The organism is Pseudomonadota bacterium (genome assembly GCA_026390555.1).
GTDB lineage: Bacteria > Bdellovibrionota_C > UBA2361 > UBA2361 > OMII01 > OMII01.
Genome location: JAPLFS010000096.1, coordinates 1 through 16945, shown reverse-complemented (window position 1 = coordinate 16945; position 16945 = coordinate 1). Strand labels below are relative to the sequence as shown.

Annotated in this window: 10 protein-coding genes and 1 pseudogene; 4 read left to right on the top strand and 7 right to left on the bottom strand. The window is 52.5% G+C overall.

Annotated elements, in window-relative coordinates; genetic code table 11:
• From NTV65_11885 to NTV65_11870, 4 genes are all read right to left on the bottom strand, one after another.
• On the bottom strand, window positions 1-535 hold a 535-nt coding region (locus tag NTV65_11885), incomplete at its 3' end, for a PQQ-dependent sugar dehydrogenase (GenBank protein MCX6115893.1).
• Between the two features lie 5 nt (window positions 536-540).
• Entirely contained in the window at window positions 541-1749 is a 1209-nt protein-coding gene (locus NTV65_11880; protein ID MCX6115892.1) for an aspartate/tyrosine/aromatic aminotransferase, read from the bottom strand.
• A gap of 113 nt (window positions 1750-1862) precedes the next feature.
• The gene (locus tag NTV65_11875; GenBank protein ID MCX6115891.1) at window positions 1863-2729 is read right to left on the bottom strand and encodes an NAD(P)-dependent oxidoreductase; all 867 of its coding nucleotides are present in this window, start codon (window positions 2727-2729) and stop codon (window positions 1863-1865) included.
• A gap of 241 nt (window positions 2730-2970) precedes the next feature.
• The gene (locus NTV65_11870; GenBank protein ID MCX6115890.1) at window positions 2971-5097 is read right to left on the bottom strand and encodes a DUF262 domain-containing protein; all 2127 of its coding nucleotides are present in this window, start codon (window positions 5095-5097) and stop codon (window positions 2971-2973) included.
• On the opposite strand from NTV65_11870, the gene NTV65_11865 reads away from it, so the two are divergent.
• Window positions 5087-5275, top strand: a complete 189-nt coding sequence (locus tag NTV65_11865) for a hypothetical protein (GenBank protein MCX6115889.1) — start codon at window positions 5087-5089, stop codon at window positions 5273-5275. The genes NTV65_11870 and NTV65_11865 overlap by 11 nt on opposite strands.
• A 546-nt stretch (window positions 5276-5821) precedes the next feature.
• Here NTV65_11865 and NTV65_11860 read toward each other — a convergent pair.
• The 3 genes and pseudogenes from NTV65_11860 to NTV65_11850 form a co-directional block, all read right to left on the bottom strand.
• Window positions 5822-10627 carry a S8 family serine peptidase gene (locus NTV65_11860; protein ID MCX6115888.1) on the bottom strand — a complete coding sequence of 1602 codons (4806 nt, stop codon included), beginning with the start codon at window positions 10625-10627 and terminating at the stop codon, window positions 5822-5824.
• Between the two features lie 338 nt (window positions 10628-10965).
• Window positions 10966-13507: pseudogene (locus NTV65_11855) on the bottom strand (glucosidase).
• Between the two features lie 136 nt (window positions 13508-13643).
• Window positions 13644-14588, bottom strand: coding sequence for a class I SAM-dependent methyltransferase (locus tag NTV65_11850; protein MCX6115887.1), 945 nt, complete (start codon window positions 14586-14588; stop codon window positions 13644-13646).
• Between the two features lie 179 nt (window positions 14589-14767).
• Between NTV65_11850 and rfbF the strand changes: the two genes are divergently transcribed.
• The 3 genes from rfbF to NTV65_11835 form a co-directional block, all read left to right on the top strand.
• Window positions 14768-15538, top strand: coding sequence for a glucose-1-phosphate cytidylyltransferase (gene rfbF / locus NTV65_11845; GenBank protein ID MCX6115886.1), 771 nt, complete (start codon window positions 14768-14770; stop codon window positions 15536-15538).
• Window positions 15520-16623 (top strand): CDP-glucose 4,6-dehydratase, encoded by a 1104-nt coding sequence (rfbG, locus tag NTV65_11840; protein ID MCX6115885.1) that lies wholly within the window; start codon window positions 15520-15522, stop codon window positions 16621-16623. The genes rfbF and rfbG overlap by 19 nt, the downstream gene beginning before the upstream one ends.
• Window positions 16620-16945 (top strand): SAM-dependent methyltransferase (locus tag NTV65_11835; GenBank protein ID MCX6115884.1); only part of this gene is annotated, 326 nt, incomplete at its 3' end. The genes rfbG and NTV65_11835, both read left to right, overlap by 4 nt.

The window sequence follows — 16945 nt, the reverse complement described above, 5'->3', positions numbered from 1 at the left end:
TGCCATCTCCGGTACTAATATAGAGCAGGTCGTCAGCACCGAACTGAATTGAGCCCGTGTTACTATTAGGTGAAGATTGGGCTATTTTAATAATGACCTGTAGGGAGTCTTCATTCAGTGTCTCATCTGTGGATTCATCTGTAGTTGCATCGGAGCGTGATTGAAACTGACCAACTACGGGATCGCCCTGGGAATCGATGTAGTACACATAGATAAGGTGGTTTTTTGCGTAGCCAGGGTGAAAAGCTAGCGCCATTAGGCCATTAGGGCCCTTTGAATTGAGTATTTCTTCGATATTAAGAAGCTCAGTGCTTAATAGTTTTCGATCTTTAAAGACGCGCACGGTGCCGGATCTCTCTACGACGTATAAGCGCTGCGTCTCAGTGGGATTACTGGCGATACTAACCGGATGATCGAGGTCATCTGAAATTAGCGCTAGTTTGTATAAAGATGGCGCGGTTGGCTCAGCAGCTGCACCGTAGCAGTACCCGTATAGGCAGCTTAGTAGGAGCAGAAAGAGCGCAAGTATCCTCATAGACCTTATGTCCTTACGAGAGAGGCCATAGAGTCACAGATATAATCGATATTTTGAGGGTTCATAGCAGCAACACAGATCCGACCACTATCGAGGGCATAGATATGGTAGCGCTCACGGAGCTCACGCACTATCTCAACTGAGAGTCCGGAGTAGGAGAACATGCCGCGTTGTTTAAGGATGAACGAGAAATCACGGTGTGGAATTGCCTCAGCAAGTTTGCTAGCGAATAGCTCACGCATCTCATGGATGCGGGTCCGCATTACGGTAAGTTCACTCTCCCATAGCGTGCGTAGCTCCGGAGTTGAGAGCACTAGCGCGATAATCTGTGCTCCGTACGATGGAGGGCTGGAGTAGAGCGTACGAACAATCCGCTTGAGTTGGCTTACGATGTTAGTCGCCTCTTTTTGGGATGCGGTAACAACGGAAAGCGCTCCACAACGTTCGCGATAGACCGCAAACGATTTTGAGTACGAATTTACTACAAAGAACGTAAGGCCCTTGTCGGCAAATAGTCTGATCGGAGCTGAATCCTCCTGAAGCCCCTCTGCAAATCCCTGATAGGCGAAGTCAATAAGGGGAATAAGATCGCGCTCGGCACAGATCTCAACCACCTCTCTCCAGGTATTAGCGTCTAGATCAACACCGGTCGGATTGTGACAGCAGGCGTGCAGTAGTACGGTGCTCTTTGGTTTTAAGCTACGGAGAGCCTCGAGCATATCTGCTGCGCGCAGTCCGTTTGTTTTTGGATCATAGTAGGGATAGGTTTCAACCTTGGCGCCAGCGGTTTCGAAAAGTAGGCGGTGATTCTCCCAGCTTGGATCGCTAATATAGACCGTGGAATCTGGAAAAAAGCGCCGGATAAACTCTATCGCTAACTTTAGTCCACCACTTCCACCCACGGACTGAACGGTAGCGATACGCTTCTCGGTAATAAGGGGGGAGTTTTTTCCGAAGAGTAGCTCCTGCGTGGTGGTGTTGTATGCAGCTACGCCCTCGATTGGCAGATATGTTTTGGTATCCTCAGACGCCATCCATAGCTGCGCAGCACGTTTGACAGCATCCAGCATCGGGATCTTGCCAGCGGCATCCTGATAGATTCCAACTCCTAGGTTTACCTTGCCCGGATGTAAGTCGTTTCTAAAAGCCTCCGTTACTCCAAGTATTGGATCTGTAATTCCGGCTGGGATATCGCTAAAGAGGGAGGTGCTCATAGGGTCCTTAAACTGCAGTAACATCTGAGCGCTATTAGAACCCAGTAGACAAATTGGAGATTAAACAGATGTAGGCTAACACAGCCGATATTGAGGTGCTACCGGAGGGGAATTCAGTTTTTATACGCTTTTATCAAGGCGTGGTTGCCCACTCCCTTATGCAGCGTAACGAGCTGCTCAAAGAGCTCTGTGGTTGTTTCAGTCCCCGGTAGGGAGCAGTGACCAGCGGCCTCTTTTAGGGCGATCTTAAGGTCTTTAAGCATATGGGCGGCATCGAAGCCAGGTTTAAGGTCTCCAGACATTAATCGTGGCGCATAGTTAGATAGGGCCCACGATCCAGCAGCACCCCCCTGTAGGATCTCAAGCGCCTGCGCAGAATTGAGTCCCCGCCGCTCGGCCAGGAGTAGCGCCTCGGTCATGGCGACGATACTGAGCCCAACTGCTACCTGATTTACCGCCTTCATCATCTGGCCCGACCCAGAGGGCCCCATCAATACGACCCGTTTGCCGATACGGTTTAAGAATGGAAGCGCCCTCTGGAAGGTCTCCTCGGGTCCACCACACATAATAGTAAGGGTAGCGTTACGCGCGCCGACATCTCCACCCGTTACCGGAGCATCGAGGAGATCTAACCCCAACTCGCGGCATTTAGTAGCAAAGCTTAGCGCCTCGCTAGGAGCATTTGTGGTCGTGTCGATAATAAGGGCCCCGCGCGCTAGCTTTGGAGCGATGCCGTATGCTCCAAAGAGTATCTCCTGCACAGCAGGGCCATCGCTGACGGAGAGCAGCACGACATCACAGAGCTGAGCTATCTCGTCAGGTGATGATAGTGTGATGCCGGAGTGTTCAAGGGCGGTGACCTTTGATGCGGTGCGTGAATATCCCAGCACCGGCAGACCACTCTTTGCAAGATTTAGAGCCATGCTGGAGCCCATAACTCCGAAGCCGATAACGCCAATTGGGGAGGATCCGTTCATCATAAAGGGAGAGTAGCCCCTGATTGTTTAATTTGGAAGGGAGACCTAACTGTAGTGAAGTAGGCCTGGGTTTGTGGGGTGTCAGGGGCAGCTTTATAATCGAGCTAGTATTCTTTAGAGCAGCGAATTTAATCATTGGTACGGGGGTACTTCTGGTCCATCGAAATTTTGCTGCCCTCAACAACGCCCCAACCCGCCGCTTTTAACGCGGGGTCAATGTGATCAGCTCTGGTCTCGGCTTCGTTCATGCGTCACCTACATTGCCGAGTTGCAGTTCGAGAGACTGCCGAACCAAGCCAATCACATACGGCAACTCTTCCAGATCTGAGAACCCGACTTCAACATCACCGTTTCCCCAGCGGCCAATGCTCGTTACGTCTTTGCAAAGTCCCTTCGGATCATGCACCTCTGAGAAACGCATGTTGAGAGCGAGCCTCAGACGCTTAGCTTGAGGCACCACATCCACGAAATTCGTTTCCGCTTTGAAAGCTACATATAATTTTAAAAACTCCTCACTCACGCACGGATCAAGCGCCAGAACCGATTTGCGGAAGGCATCGAACAGCGAACCAGTCATTGCGTTGAGCAAGTGCGGGTGATCTTCAATGGTGTAGCCGCCCACAACTGCTGCGGCTTTCGGTCGGTAAGCCTCGAGCACATCTGCGGCCAGTTTTGGCGCGGCCCACAAATTCACCGCGACAGTCGCCAGTTTGTCCGCGCGGGTCTTGATAGCCGCTTCGTCCCACGTCTCCAGCGTACCGAGTCCTTGGTTTAGTTTTAGCGGGCTTTGTTTCAAGCCCTTTTCCGGCGCACCGAGCATGTCGCGCTTCTCAATAAATGTGCGATCGCTGAAGTCACTGTTGTAAGCGGTCAGCGTGAGGTTGCCGAGAGTGTGCAACCACGTTTGTTGAATGCGCTGCCACTCATCGCCGAGAGCTTCGCGCCACTTCTGCGAAAGGTTCTCATTTTGCGGCAGGATGTGTTCGATGGTGTATTCATCCACCGTCACCCGCTCTTTGCGTCCGTGATTTTCGAGGCGGCGCAACCAGTAACTGCGACTACGAAAGTTGTAGAGATCGCGGGTGTGCAGGTCGCGGTGAAACTCGTCGTCGCTGGGGAAGCGACGGTAAGACGGCAACACCAGAAACTGCGCCTGCACGCTCTCGAAATAGCGATCTTTCTTCAGCCCCTTGGTAAAGGTCGCGAAGGTCTTGTTCATCGAGTTGGTCGGGATTGCACACACTGCGCGACGGAAGACATACGCCTCGACGAGCCGCACGCTGTTGAGCAGTTCCGACTTTGAAAGCAGTTCCGATTTGTAATCCCGATACAGCTCCAGCAGCAACGGATAGGCCACATCCACCTTCAGCTCGCGCAAGTCTTGGAAGGCCAGTTTGAGATCAGCATCCGTCTCCCCGCCAAGCGCGATCGCGCAAAAATGACGGGAGTAATCACGGATTTCGCGGACTAGGTTTTCGATGTGGCTCTTGTCGTCGGCAAAGTCGGTTCGCGTGTTTCGTGCATGGGCTTTGAAGGCGTCGTAGACCTCGCTGATATTGGGAATCTCGCCAGACAATACGGTGAGGTAATGCCGCATGAAGCTGTCGAAGTGCGTGCCATAGGCTTCCTGCCCAAAGTCAATTTCCATTGGCCGCCAAAACTGCTCATAGAGTTTCGTTTGCAGCAATGGCTCCAATCCCATCAGGATGAAATTGCGGATGAGGTCGGCCTGGCTAAGTTCCTTGCCCGTCGAGTTCATGCTCTCGAAGATGAGCTGTGGGTTGTCTTGGTCGCGGGTCAGCGCGATGTCCACCACCACCAGCTTCGCCAGCCCCTTGCAGAGCACCGCGAGATCCACTTTCTCCGACTCGATCCAGTTCTCAAAGAGATCGAAATTACCCTTTACGCGCAGCGACGGTTGCTGCGGTTGCTCGCCGCTATCCACGATGGCGTTGAGGGAGGCCTTATCGGTTTGCGAAAGCAACAACTTGAAGTGCCGCTCTCCCGTTTCTTCTGGATTCACTAAAAAGTAGTTCTTGATCTTGCGCTTGGAAAAACCATCGAACGGTTCGGACTCGCCCACCGCTTTGGCGAGAGCAGCCAGCAAGAGCGAGACCGAGGTGAGTCGTTGCTGGCCGTCGATGACCAGCAGTGGTGCTTGGTGCGTGACTTGGGATAGGCCGCTTTCGACATAGACAATTGAGCCGACAAAGTGGACGGCGATCTTGTCGCTGCTGCCGCAGCGCACGATGTCGTCCCACAGTTGGCGGCATTCCTTCTCGGCCCACGAATAAGTGCGCTGGTAGATCGGGATGACGAATTGCGGCGACTTCTTCAAGAAATCGAGGAGTTTGGCTTCGGTGGCTTTCATAGTGGTTGGCTCACAATTCTCCGGTAAAGGCTTGGTGCAGCAGCGACTTAAGGATAGGAAGATTGATTCACTTTTGGCAAGTATTGGCTTCGAGGTGCAGAGTGGTTCCCGTGAGGATTTTGTAGGGCTTGGTCGCGACCGCCGCACTTCTAGCGTCGTTATGGTGCATGTTGGGTGAGGGAAGAGGGTGTAAGTCGCCAAAAAAGGAGTAATAGATACACGACCCCTGCAGGTCCGAGAGAGTGACGACTTTAGAACTCATCCATCGGCGGGTCGAACGAGTCATAAATAGGAATTTCATCGATAGCCTGTGAGGTATCGATAAACTTCGGGATTGGAGGAGGAGCTCGAAGGTAGGGGAGCCCGTGAGACTTCATGATATCTGCGATTGCGAGACCGTCTTGGATAAACGCGACGATCACATAAGAATGTTATGTAATATCAGAATATTAGGCGAATTAGAAAGGTTAGGTAAGGTATTGAATCACATAAGAATCTGGTGTGATTTGAGTCGTTAGATGTCAGACACTCCTGCTGGGGAGAGACCGTACCGAGCTGCAAGATCGCGCAGGTGTCGGAGGCCGGTCATCAATCCCCGTACGATCTTCATAGTTGGCTGGTTTGAGAGATAAGAGATGATCGAATTTAGTATGCTATATAACGTGCGATTTTTCGAACACTTGTTCAAGATAAAAGCGGTAACTGATAAAAGCGTAAGATTCCGCTAATGTCGGATCGACATTCGCGTGACCCTTGACCGAATCAGGGTGCCGTTCTGGTCAACCGCACGTGCACGCAATCTAAGCGAGTGGCGGGGAGTTCGAGGTATCTTCCAGGAGCAGATGTAGGGTGCGCTAGAGAACCTGCAGGCAGCCTTCCCGTTAGCCATTACAGACACATTTCGCAAAGAGTTAATCGCCGGTCCGGACGGGGTAACCGTGAATACAAGCCGCCTACTTACAACAAGGCGAGAGGGGCGGGAGATAGAGAGAGAGAGGGCGTTCTTGCCTGGTCCTCCCCCGTTTTCTCCTCCATTTTCTCCCCCGCTGCGCGGTGCGATGACGAAGGACTGGGGCTCCGAAACAGCTTGGCGCCCGGTAGGGTCTGTTATCCGTGCTTTAATCGAAACAGGGCCAAGGGTGAGCTGCGAAAGCGGCAGCTCGCCTATATAGGTGAGTACTCCACCTTGAGCCGAGGCGAAGGGCGTGAGCAGGATCGTTTTGTCGTTGGCGATAACTTCGACCATTGATCCGAGAATCACGGTCTGACCGCGCACGGTGACCGGGATAACGTCGGACTGGGAGTAGGGAGTGTTGTTTGGAATTGAATCAAGGGTCGCTGAAAGTGGCAGGGACGCAGGATTCTTAAGAGAGCGAGCTGTGACCGTTGGAAGCGAAAATGTGTAGGAGAACCTGTTTTCGCTTGAGTCGTTCGCCTCAATCCGAAAGTGGTAGAGAGAGCTGGCAGTCTGTATAGAAACCTCGCCAGCGAAGCGCTCATCAGAGAGACTCTCTAGCGGTATCTCTTGCCAAGATATGCGGTCTGCGCTCTGGAAAAATCGGATATCCTGCACGCTGTCTGGCAGTTGTGCATGGTGTAGCTCTCCTGGAATATTTACAAGCGCGCCTAGACCGGGATTTGGGTCGAGGGTAAATTCGATACGATTCGTCTTAGTTGGGTCGATGCCGGTCTGCCAAATGCCGTCTACCAAAGAGCGCAGCTCGCGCAGGGATGGCGGGTTCTCATCAATTGGGGAGGTTTGATGTTGCGCAGCGGTCGGAATCGAGAACTCTCCAGTAGTAGTGACGGAGGTATCTACACCGTTGATTTTGACCTCCCTGCTAAGCTGTACCTCGTAGCGTCCCGCAGCTATGGCTCCGCCAACTTTTGGAATTGTAAGCTGATGCACAGATCTGCTCAAGTAGAGGCAGCTCCGCTTGTCATGGTCGGGGCAGACCTTATATTCTCCGATAGAGCCTGAGCTAATCGCCGCACCGTTGCGCTTGATAATGTACTCTGGTGCGGGCTCTACAAAGGAGTCCCCGTACCATGTGAGAAAACCCCGCGCCTTGGACGAGCCGCCGTATGAGTAGAAGGAGTTCAGAAGCCCGGTGCGCGGAACGAGTGTGGCGGTCAAAGCGCCTACGTTGTACCAGCGCGAGGTGTCGGTGAGGGGTCCGATTCCGACGGTGAGAACGTCTGGTCGATTGGAGCTTTGCATGCGCGGGCCGAAGTAGCCGCGCGGTGCGTATCTATAGGGGTGCTCCCAATCCATGTAATCCGAAAGCCAGACGAAGCGGTCCTCGTCGTATGTAAAGGCGCCATCACGGGTAAATGTAATGCTAGGGCCTTGAATCTCGGCGGTGTTTCTGTTGCCGACCATTAATGAAAAGAAGGGGAGGTCTCCCGCAGACTCGGCACTCGGCGCAACGTCGTGGTATCCGCTTGCGAGTATCATGGGCACCTGCCCGGCGGGAATAGTGAAAATGAAGCCTAACAGCCGTAAGTCTTCAATCTTGCTGTTACGCCTTAAGCGCTTTAGTCCAAAGAGGGCTGTGAGTTCAAGGGGGGCTGCTGGATCGGCATGTGACACCGCATTAACCAGATAGGGCCTGAGAGGTCCCGGATCCATTTCCAAGCTCTCGGATAAACCACCTTCTCGGTGGAAGTGCAGTAGCGCAGGGGGCTGTAATGGATCGTTTTCGTCCCAGGGAAGGAGTACTGTAGTGGCCGAGAACACCCAGTCGGAGGAGATCGGATTAATTGCCAGGGGGAGGCTGTTGCCCCCTCTAAGATTCATCCAAGCTAGGCTGAATGATATATCTCGTCCCCCCATCTTTGGGGTAAAGGCACAGTAGTGCAACATATACCCATCATTCGTTCGCGGAATTTTTGCTACGAGAGATAGCGTAGCCTCTTGATATGCCGTTTCAACAGGGGTCTCGGGTCCTGCGATATTAACAGTTTTGAGAATCAGGGCGGTAGGTTCTTCGACCAGGAAAAACGATGCGATGTCCCATTGGCCGCTGGTTCGGACGTAGATAGTCGTTGAGGCAGCGCCCTCCTTTGGATGGAAGCCTAAGTCTTCTCCCATAGACAAGCCGGCACGAAGCTGACGGGAGGCAAGTTTCACGACCCATGGGGTTGAAGCCCCATACGAAAGGTGCAGAGCGTAGCCCTGCCACACGGAGATCGGCACAGAGGCTGATACGACGCCTCCTGTTATCTGAAGCAAGCTACTATTAAGCCCGTTCGATCCAGGAGCTCCGCTTGCTGACGTAGTGACCGATACGGTTATAGAGCCGCCGGCCGGCACCGTTACTGAGCTAGCAGAGAGGGCTGTTGAAAAGCGAGATGTTTCGCCCCGCTCGCCGGACCACGAAGAGCCCGAGATCGAGTAGGTCCAATCTGAGTCGATGATTGAGTTGGAGAGGGTTAACCCATGCGTCACAGAGAAGTTTGGCTGCTCCGGCAAGCTAATCCCAAAATCCAGCTTGGTTGCTGAGAGGGAGAGGGGGCTTTTAATATCGAGCACGAGGGAGATAGTTGCGTCCCCGAGCGGGGTCGTAAATTTGAGAGGGACAGACAAGCTCCTTGCAACTGCGACTCGGTGGTCCACCGCTACAACGATTGGGATGGTTCGGCTCTCATCTGGCAAGAGAGAGAGCTGCCCAGCGGGGAAAGAGATGGAAACGCCAGCGACAGGCTTTAAGACAGAGGGTGAGATAGAGAGATCTGCGCCTGAGGTGTTTACAACGGTGACCGATGCAGAGAGCTCCTGCGCTAGGCGACTCGGAGTGTAGCTTACGACAGGCGCGCGGCCATGAAAGCGCAGGAACGTGTACGGTTGTCCGGCTGCGGCAACGGCAGCTACAGCATCTATCATGCCTGCCCCCTGTGCTGTAGCGTCATCCCCCAGATCGGAAGCTGTGCCGATAATAATCGCCTTGACATCTGCTGGGGTTAAGGAGGGGTTCGCCTGGCGTATAATCGCTGCTAAGCCCGCCACGTGCGGAGCTGCCATCGAGGTGCCGGAGATTGCGATGTGAACGGTGTCTTTGCACTCACTGCCTGAGGCGAAGCTCCCGAACCGCGCAGCGCAGATATCAACGCCAGGAGCAGCGACGTCAGGTTTTAAGACCTGAGGGAAGTTTGGTATGGGGCCGCGCGATGAGAAGGTAGCGATTGAGGATCCCGGGCACTCTCCGCTAGCCGAGCCAGGCTTGCACGCTGCAGCAACTGTAATTGCTTCGCGCGATGTGCCCGGTGAGCCCACAGTGCCGGCTGCAGGGCCGCTGTTTCCGGCGGAGACTGTAAAGACAACGCCATTTTTAGAGGCCAGATCAATGGCGAGAGACGTTGGGTCATCTGGGTTGCCGCTGCTGCCAAGGCTTAAGCTGCAGACGTCAAGGTGATCCAAAAAATTTCCGTCTAGGTTCGGATCGGCGCAGCGCTCGATGGCAGCAATAACGTCAGAGCTCCAGCCAGAGCCCGAGGCACTCAGAACCTTGTAAGCATAGATCTTAGCGCCGGGAGCTACACCCGGAAGGGGATGGGAGACCCCGTTTGAGTCCCGATACGTGCCGTTTCCGGCGGCTGTAGCGGCGACGTGCGTTCCATGGCCATGATCGTCCATCGGGTTAGTGTCGTTGTCTACAAAGTCGTAGCCCCCAACAACTTTGCAGCCGGCTCCGAAGCAGCCGCCGAGATCTGGGTGTGTGTAATCAACGCCTGTATCGATGATGCCTATAGTTGTTCCTGTGCCGTCGAGGCCTAGCCCCTGAGAAGGCTGCCAGACCTCTGATGCCCTAATAATATTGACTGACTCAGAGAGCGAGGCCTTAACAGAGACATCAGGGAAGACTGAAATCCCTGGCATGCTCGCAAGGGCCGTTTGTGCATCAGCTACCGTTACGCCGCTAACCGCGAAACCGTTAAAGGCGGTGGAGAACTCCCTGGTGATCTTGGGGCTCGCACCAGAGGTAGATGAGATCTGGGCGCCTTTGGCAGTAAGCGCCGGAAGAAGAAGTCCCCGAGCCTTTTCATGCTCAAGCGTAATCTGTTCCGAAAGTGCCACAGCGGAGATCTGAGCTTGAGCAATATGGGGACCCCCTGACTTACGGAGTATTGCGGCGGCGAGTAGAGGGGGCTTCGAAAGCTGAACTAGGACTCCATGCGAAGCCTCAGTAGATCTCTGCAAACCCGATAGGTGACCCAGTCCGGTGCCCGATAGGTGACCCAGTCCGGTAATAGCGCCATTTTTTTCATGCATCACTATGCGGTCAGTGCTCACAACGCTGGGCTCACCATTTATTACCACTGGCGAAAGGGGAGAGGGGTCCTCTGACACCTGCGCGTATAGCACCTGTTCTTGTAGCGCTGGGTCCTGTTGGGCATTAGCAGAGAGGGGAACAGAGAGTGTAACAGAGAGAGCAGAGGCCATGGCTAGCACTGCGAGCAGCGCCAGTAGATAGCGCGAACAAAGAAAATAGCAGGCCCGAATGCGGCTTAAGCCAGGTATGTTGAACACCCGTATATTCCTAAGTACTACGTGATCTAACAAAGCGCATAAAAAAGCGCCTAGAGCAGTTTACAAGGATGCTTGAGGCTACTCAATCAGGAGGGCAAATACTATTATAAACTTCAGAGGTGACGTAATAGAGATCTCTGGTGCGCTAAGGTGGTAGCTAGCTGTTTCAGTATGTTATGGGCATAGAAAGGAGATACGCAGCGAGGATACTTAAAGCTAGAAATCAGAAACTGTTACAGAATATCCCCTGCGGCCTGATAGATACCACCCGCACTTGTTGGTGAGGAACCACATCTCCTGGATGAATAGTAGCAGTAATGGAGTGCATCAAGCAGGAATTAGCGCCGCCACTCATCGATTAAAGTAGCAACAAGCCCGGTCCATCCGGTCTGATGCGATGCGCCGAGACCCTCTCCGGTATCGCCGTTAAAGTATTCGTAGAAAAGTATGTAGTCGCGCCAATGCGGGTCGTTCTGGAACTTTGCATTATTGCCAAAGACCGGACGAATACCGGCAGCGTTACGGGTAAATATAGCAATCAGACGATCTGCGATCTCGCGAGCTAGCTCATCAAAGGTAACCTGCTTATCAGCGATAGTATTAACGCGAAAATCTGGGCCATAAGCCTTATTTAACTTCTTAAGCGACTCGATAATCATAAAGGTAGTGGGGAACCAGACTGGGCCGCGCCAGTTCGAGTTGCCGCCCTTTAACTTATTCTCAGATTCCCCCGGCTCATAATGGACCGAACTATCTCCGAATATAAATGGATTCTCTGCATGCACTTTAGAGAGGCTACGAATACCAAAGTCTGAGAGAAACTCATCCGGATCAAAGACGCATTTGAGGAGCCTCATAAGTTGCTGCTCGTCAAAGATCGACAACACTAGTGAGTCACCCTGCTTGTGTTGTACCGGGTAACAGCAATTCTTGAGCAGATCTTGTTTGTTCTTAAGGGCCCAATCGAGACGTTTGCGAAATTCCGGGAACGATTCAAGCCAGGTTAGTTCAAGACGCTCAACCGCATAGAGCGGTATAATGCCCACAAGCGAACGGATGTTAAGGGTATGACAGGTGCCATCTGGGTATCTTAATATGTCGTGAAAAAACCCATCCTCCTCCGACCAGAGTGACATATGTTGACCGCCCATGTTCTTAATCGCAGCACCGATATAGATGTAGTGCTGAAAAAACTTAGTGGCGAGCCGCTCATAGACTGGATCCTCTTTGGCCAATTCCAAGGCAAGGCGCATCATGGTTAGGCTGAAGGAGCCCATCCAACCGGTCGCATCGGCCTGCTCAAGTCGGATACCATCCTGTAGCTTCTCACTTCGATCGAGCACGGTAATATTATCAAGGCCTAGGAATCCCCCCTCAAATACGTTATTACCTTCTGCGTCGACCTTATTGACCCACCAGGTAAAGTTGAGCATCAGTTTGTGAAAGTTCTTTTCGAGGAAGTCTCTATCCTGTTTGCCGGTCCGTACCCGCTCCAGATGAAAGAGTCGCCACGTAGCCCAGGCGTGTACAGGGGGAGTAAGGTCTGAAAACTCCCATTCATAAGATGGAATCTGACCGTTTGGATGTTGAAATTGTTCAAACAACAGGAGCGAGATCTGCTCCTTGGCAAAATCCATGTCGACTAGGCCAAGCGGCACGGCATGGAACGCTAGATCCCATGCTGCAAACCACGGATACTCCCACTTATCCGGCATCGATAGGATGCGCATAGAATTGAGGTGTCGCCAGTGCGTGTTACGAATCCCTCTCGTCGCTAGAGGCCTTGGGGGGATGGACCGTTTCATAAAATTGGTTAGTCTCATCGATCCTTTCTTTGAGGATCCTTTCGCCCTGATTGATAGTCGCATGCTCCCGCTCCGTTCCAAGGTAGAGCACGATACTCTCGCTTGAGCCCGCGGCGATATTTAATTCATAAACGATGGCCGCCTTGGTGCCGGTATTTTCTGGATTCGTGCAGCGCTCTTGACCCACTATCTCTCGGTGAAAGGCGTCCTTAACGTACGGGGTAACGCTCTTAGTACCGTAGAGTCGCTCGCAATTGGTCTCATTATTTGTAAAGAGGGGTATGCCGCCGGGAGGAGCGTGTAGGTACATTGCACCAAGTGCATACGACTGTATCATGGGGCCAAGAAGATCTGTTCCCGTGTCGTCTGCTTTAATTGAGATACCGGTAGGTCCTTTATCAAGCAGGTTTATTTTTGGCTCTTTAAGCGCTTGCGGGCCCCATGACCAACCGTTTCTAAAGAGGAGCTGTGGAATAATATGTAACGGTGCAGGATCGGGCCCACGATTGTGCGCAGTGATCTTTATGATTGTGTCGTCCGGACTGGACTTAGCGTACTCAACGAAAACGTCGAAGTAACGGTCCGTATCAAAGATGCCGGTATCGATTAGCTCGAATTCTGGGCCCTTGCCTGCGCGGAGTTTGTTCTCTTCAACCAGTTGAGCGTACGGGTACTCCTGTTGTGGGTACTTGTAGAGATACTTCATGTAGCTGTGGGTAGGAGAGCTATCGAGGTAGAAGTAATACTCCTTTACATCCTCGCCGTGATTACCCTCCGATGGAACTAACCCAAAGGCGCGCTCCTTTAGGATAGGATCCTTTCCGTTCCAGAGCGCTAATGAAAAAGAGAGCAGCTGATATCGATCGCAATATCCAGCTAGACCATCTTCGCCCCAGCGGTAGGCTTTGCTGCGCGCCATATCGTGTGAAAGAAAACCCCAAGCATCTCCGTTGGCGCTATAATCCTCGCGCACTGTGCCCCAGGAGCGCTCGCTTACGTACGGCCCCCAGCGCTTCCAATGACCTCTGCGTTCGAGGTCCTCCTGTAGTCGTAGATGTTCGGCGGTTGTGCTCATGGTGTGTGGTAATGGAACAGCTGTAATTGTGGCATATCTACCGAGCAGTTCACAGTTTGATCGGCAACTTGCTAGAGACTTATCGGCGCAGCGTTGCAAACGGAGTTTTGGAAGTCGGGGGATTTAAGCAAATCAACTACCTCTTGGCTAAGACCGCTTCCATAATCGCACCACGACCACACACCCAACTTATTAACGAGAGGAGTATCGCTGGTATCGTAAGAAGTCCTGCTAGAAGTAATGTCACTATATCGCCAGCTCTCCACGGCTCCGCTCGCATCAGGAGTCGCGTCAGTCGATTGCCGTTATTAAAGCGTTGATTAAGGATGCTCTGTACCCATCCATACGGGTCGTGCTCAAAGGAGGTAAAGTTAATTGACTCTACGCGCAGTCCAGAACGCTCAGCGGCAGCACGTAATGATGCTGGCGAATAATGCAAAAGGTGGCGCGGTACATCGAGGTGAAACCAGCCCTCTTTGCCGTACGAGGCTTGCCAGCTTGCAAAGTTGGGAACTCCGATAATAAGGCGACCGTTTGGAGATAGCAGGGAGCAGGCTCGTTTTAGTTGTGATAACGGATCTGAGAGATGCTCCAACACCTGAAACATAACGACGAGATCGTAGCGTTGCTCCGTAGGTAGGGCTTGACCCCCCTCAACAAAGACCGTCAGGCCAAAATGCTTACGGGCAAAGGCAGCCATCTCCTCGGTTCGCTCCGTACCGCAGACGCTCCATTCATAGGAGCGCAAAGCGTTCAACATAAAACCGTCCCCGCACCCAAGCTCTAACGCACTGCCAGCTTTTGGGAAGAGCTTCGACCAACGCCAGGCACGGCGCCTGTAAAGGAACTTTAGGATTGCTATTATTACACTGTTATAGCGGCGATATGAGCGCGGATAGTACGGATCTAGGTTAGCCGGAATAGGGTGGGTCCACGCAACGGTGCACTGAGTACAGTGCGCCACCTGAAAAACATCCTTTGTTATATAATCACGCGCATGGGAATAGAGTAGGGCGGCCTGTGGTGCCGAGCAAACTGGGCATAATCCTGAAACTTTCTCGACAGATACAGCATCTTTCACTGATAGAGCCTCATGTAAAATACTCTTAGGGGAGTTGTGTGTAGCGCAAACCCGCAAGATGAGAGAGCGTTACGGAGAATACAAACCCAAGCGCAATAATAGGGCACTGCGCGCCGTTCTGAAATAGTGAATTAAATGGGGTGGATTAAGTAGGGCCCTATCAGAAAGCGGAGGATTTAATGAAGGTAGTTATTTTAGCCGGCGGCCTGGGAACGAGGCTCGCTGAAGAGACCGTTATAAAGCCCAAGCCGATGGTCGAGATCGGGGGACGACCGATCCTCTGGCACATTATGAAGATCTACTCTTCATACGGCTTTAACGAGTTCGTTATCTGTACCGGGTACAAGGGTTACGTTATTAAGGAGTTCTTCGCCAACTACTACCTGCATACGACCGATGTTACCTTCGATATCTCCAAGGGAGAGCTAGAGATTCATAACAATAAGACCGAACCCTGGAAGGTGACCCTAATCGATACCGGTGAAGAGACCATGACCGGCGGACGACTAAAGCGTATCTCGCAATTTGTCGGTGGCCAGGACTTCTGTATGACCTATGGCGATGGGGTCTCAAACGTTAACATCGCAAAGCTCGTAGATTTTCATAGAGCACACGGTAAGCTATGTACAGTAACGGCTACACGCCCACCGGGCAGATTCGGAGCTCTGGGGCTGGAGGGAGAATCCGTTACGCATTTTCAGGAGAAGCCGCTCGGAGATGGGGGCTATATTAACGGAGGTTTCTTTGTCGTCTCGCCCAAGTGTTTTGATTATATCGATGGAGACTCTACGGTATGGGAGCAGGAGCCGATGAAGAGGTTAGCAGAAGATGGGCAGATGAAGGCCTTTCTGCACGATGATTTCTGGCTTCCGATGGATACGGTCCGTGATCGTAGGCAACTTGAGGGACTCTGGCAGACAGGAAAGGCTCCATGGAAAGTTTGGGCATAATTAAACAGGAATTTTGGCAGGGAAGACGCGTGCTCGTTACTGGGCATACCGGATTCAAAGGGGCATGGCTGACGCTCTGGTTGCAAAAACTGGGCGCCAAGGTAAGCGGCTTCTCGCTCGGAGTTCCGACCGAGCCGAGCCTCTTTAAGATCCTCTCTTGGGGTGAGGCGATCACTAGCTTTGAGGGCGATATTCGCGATGCAGCCCTATTCTCTAATATAGTAGAGCGCGAGCAGCCAGAGGTCGTGTTTCATCTGGCAGCGCAATCGCTCGTTCGACCCTCATACGAGGATCCGGTCGGCACATTTGCAACTAACGTGCTTGGGACCGTGCATATGCTTGAAGCTGTGCGTAAAGCTAATGGAGTTAGAGCGGTTATTAACGTCACAAGCGATAAGTGTTATGAGAACCACGAATGGCCCTACGCGTACCGAGAAAACGATCCGTTCGGCGGTAGGGACCCGTACAGTTGTAGTAAGGGGTGTGCAGAGCTTGTGACCGCAGCGTATAGGAGCTCGTTTTTCTCTCTAGCGGGACCTGATCAGGTTGGACTTGCTTCCGTCAGAGCAGGAAACGTTATTGGAGGTGGTGACTGGTCCGCTGAAAGGCTGATTCCGGACTGCATGCGCGCCTTCTCTCGAGGAGAGGAGGTAGTTATCAGAAATCCTGCCTCGGTGCGACCATGGCAGCATGTATTAGAGGCGCTGCGTGGGTATATGCTTTTGGCGCAACAGCTATATGACACGCCAATGCAGTTCTCAGAGGGGTATAACTTTGGCCCCGATACTCAAGATGCTCGCCCGGTCTCCTTTATCGTAGAGCAGCTTTGCAGCACATGGGGTCCGAGCGCCAAGTGGCGCCTTGTACGGGAGGGGGAGGGGGTCCATCCACATGAGGCTACCTGGTTGCGACTAGACAGTTCGCTCGCGCGGTGTAAGCTCAACTGGAAGCCGCTACTTAGTTTAACAGAGGGTCTGGCGTGGACCGCACAGTGGTACCGTGCATTTCATGAGGGCGCCAGCATGACAGAGGTGAGCCTTAGTCAGATTGAACAGATTGAAAGCTTAGAGAGAGAGAAGCGATGACACGGTGTTGCCGGTTTTGCAAAACCCCCCTTACAACTACCTTCGTTGATCTGGGGATGAGCCCCCTTTCAAATGCATTTATCAAGAGGGAGCAGCTCTCCGCTTTGGAGCGGTTTTATCCTCTACATGTTTTTGTGTGTACAGGGTGCTTTCTAGTTCAACTTGAGGAATTTGAGAGCCCAGATCAGATCTTCTCTGATTATGTATATTTTTCATCGTACTCAGAGAGCTGGCTTAGGCATGCAAAGCTATACAGTGAGCAGATGATAGAGCGGCTTAAGCTCGATTCGAGATCGTTTGTGGTTGAGATCGCAAGTAACGA

What these genes read in the sequence shown, in the direction of transcription:
- NTV65_11880 (MCX6115892.1), bottom strand. Translation starts at nt 1,749, where the DNA reads ATGAGCACCTCCCTCTTTAGCGATATCCCAGCCGGAATTACAGATCCA.
- NTV65_11875 (MCX6115891.1), bottom strand. Translation starts at nt 2,729, where the DNA reads ATGATGAACGGATCCTCCCCAATTGGCGTTATCGGCTTCGGAGTTATG.
- NTV65_11870 (MCX6115890.1), bottom strand. Translation starts at nt 5,097, where the DNA reads ATGAAAGCCACCGAAGCCAAACTCCTCGATTTCTTGAAGAAGTCGCCG.
- rfbF (MCX6115886.1), top strand. Translation starts at nt 14,768, where the DNA reads ATGAAGGTAGTTATTTTAGCCGGCGGCCTGGGAACGAGGCTCGCTGAA.
- rfbG (MCX6115885.1), top strand. Translation starts at nt 15,520, where the DNA reads ATGGAAAGTTTGGGCATAATTAAACAGGAATTTTGGCAGGGAAGACGC.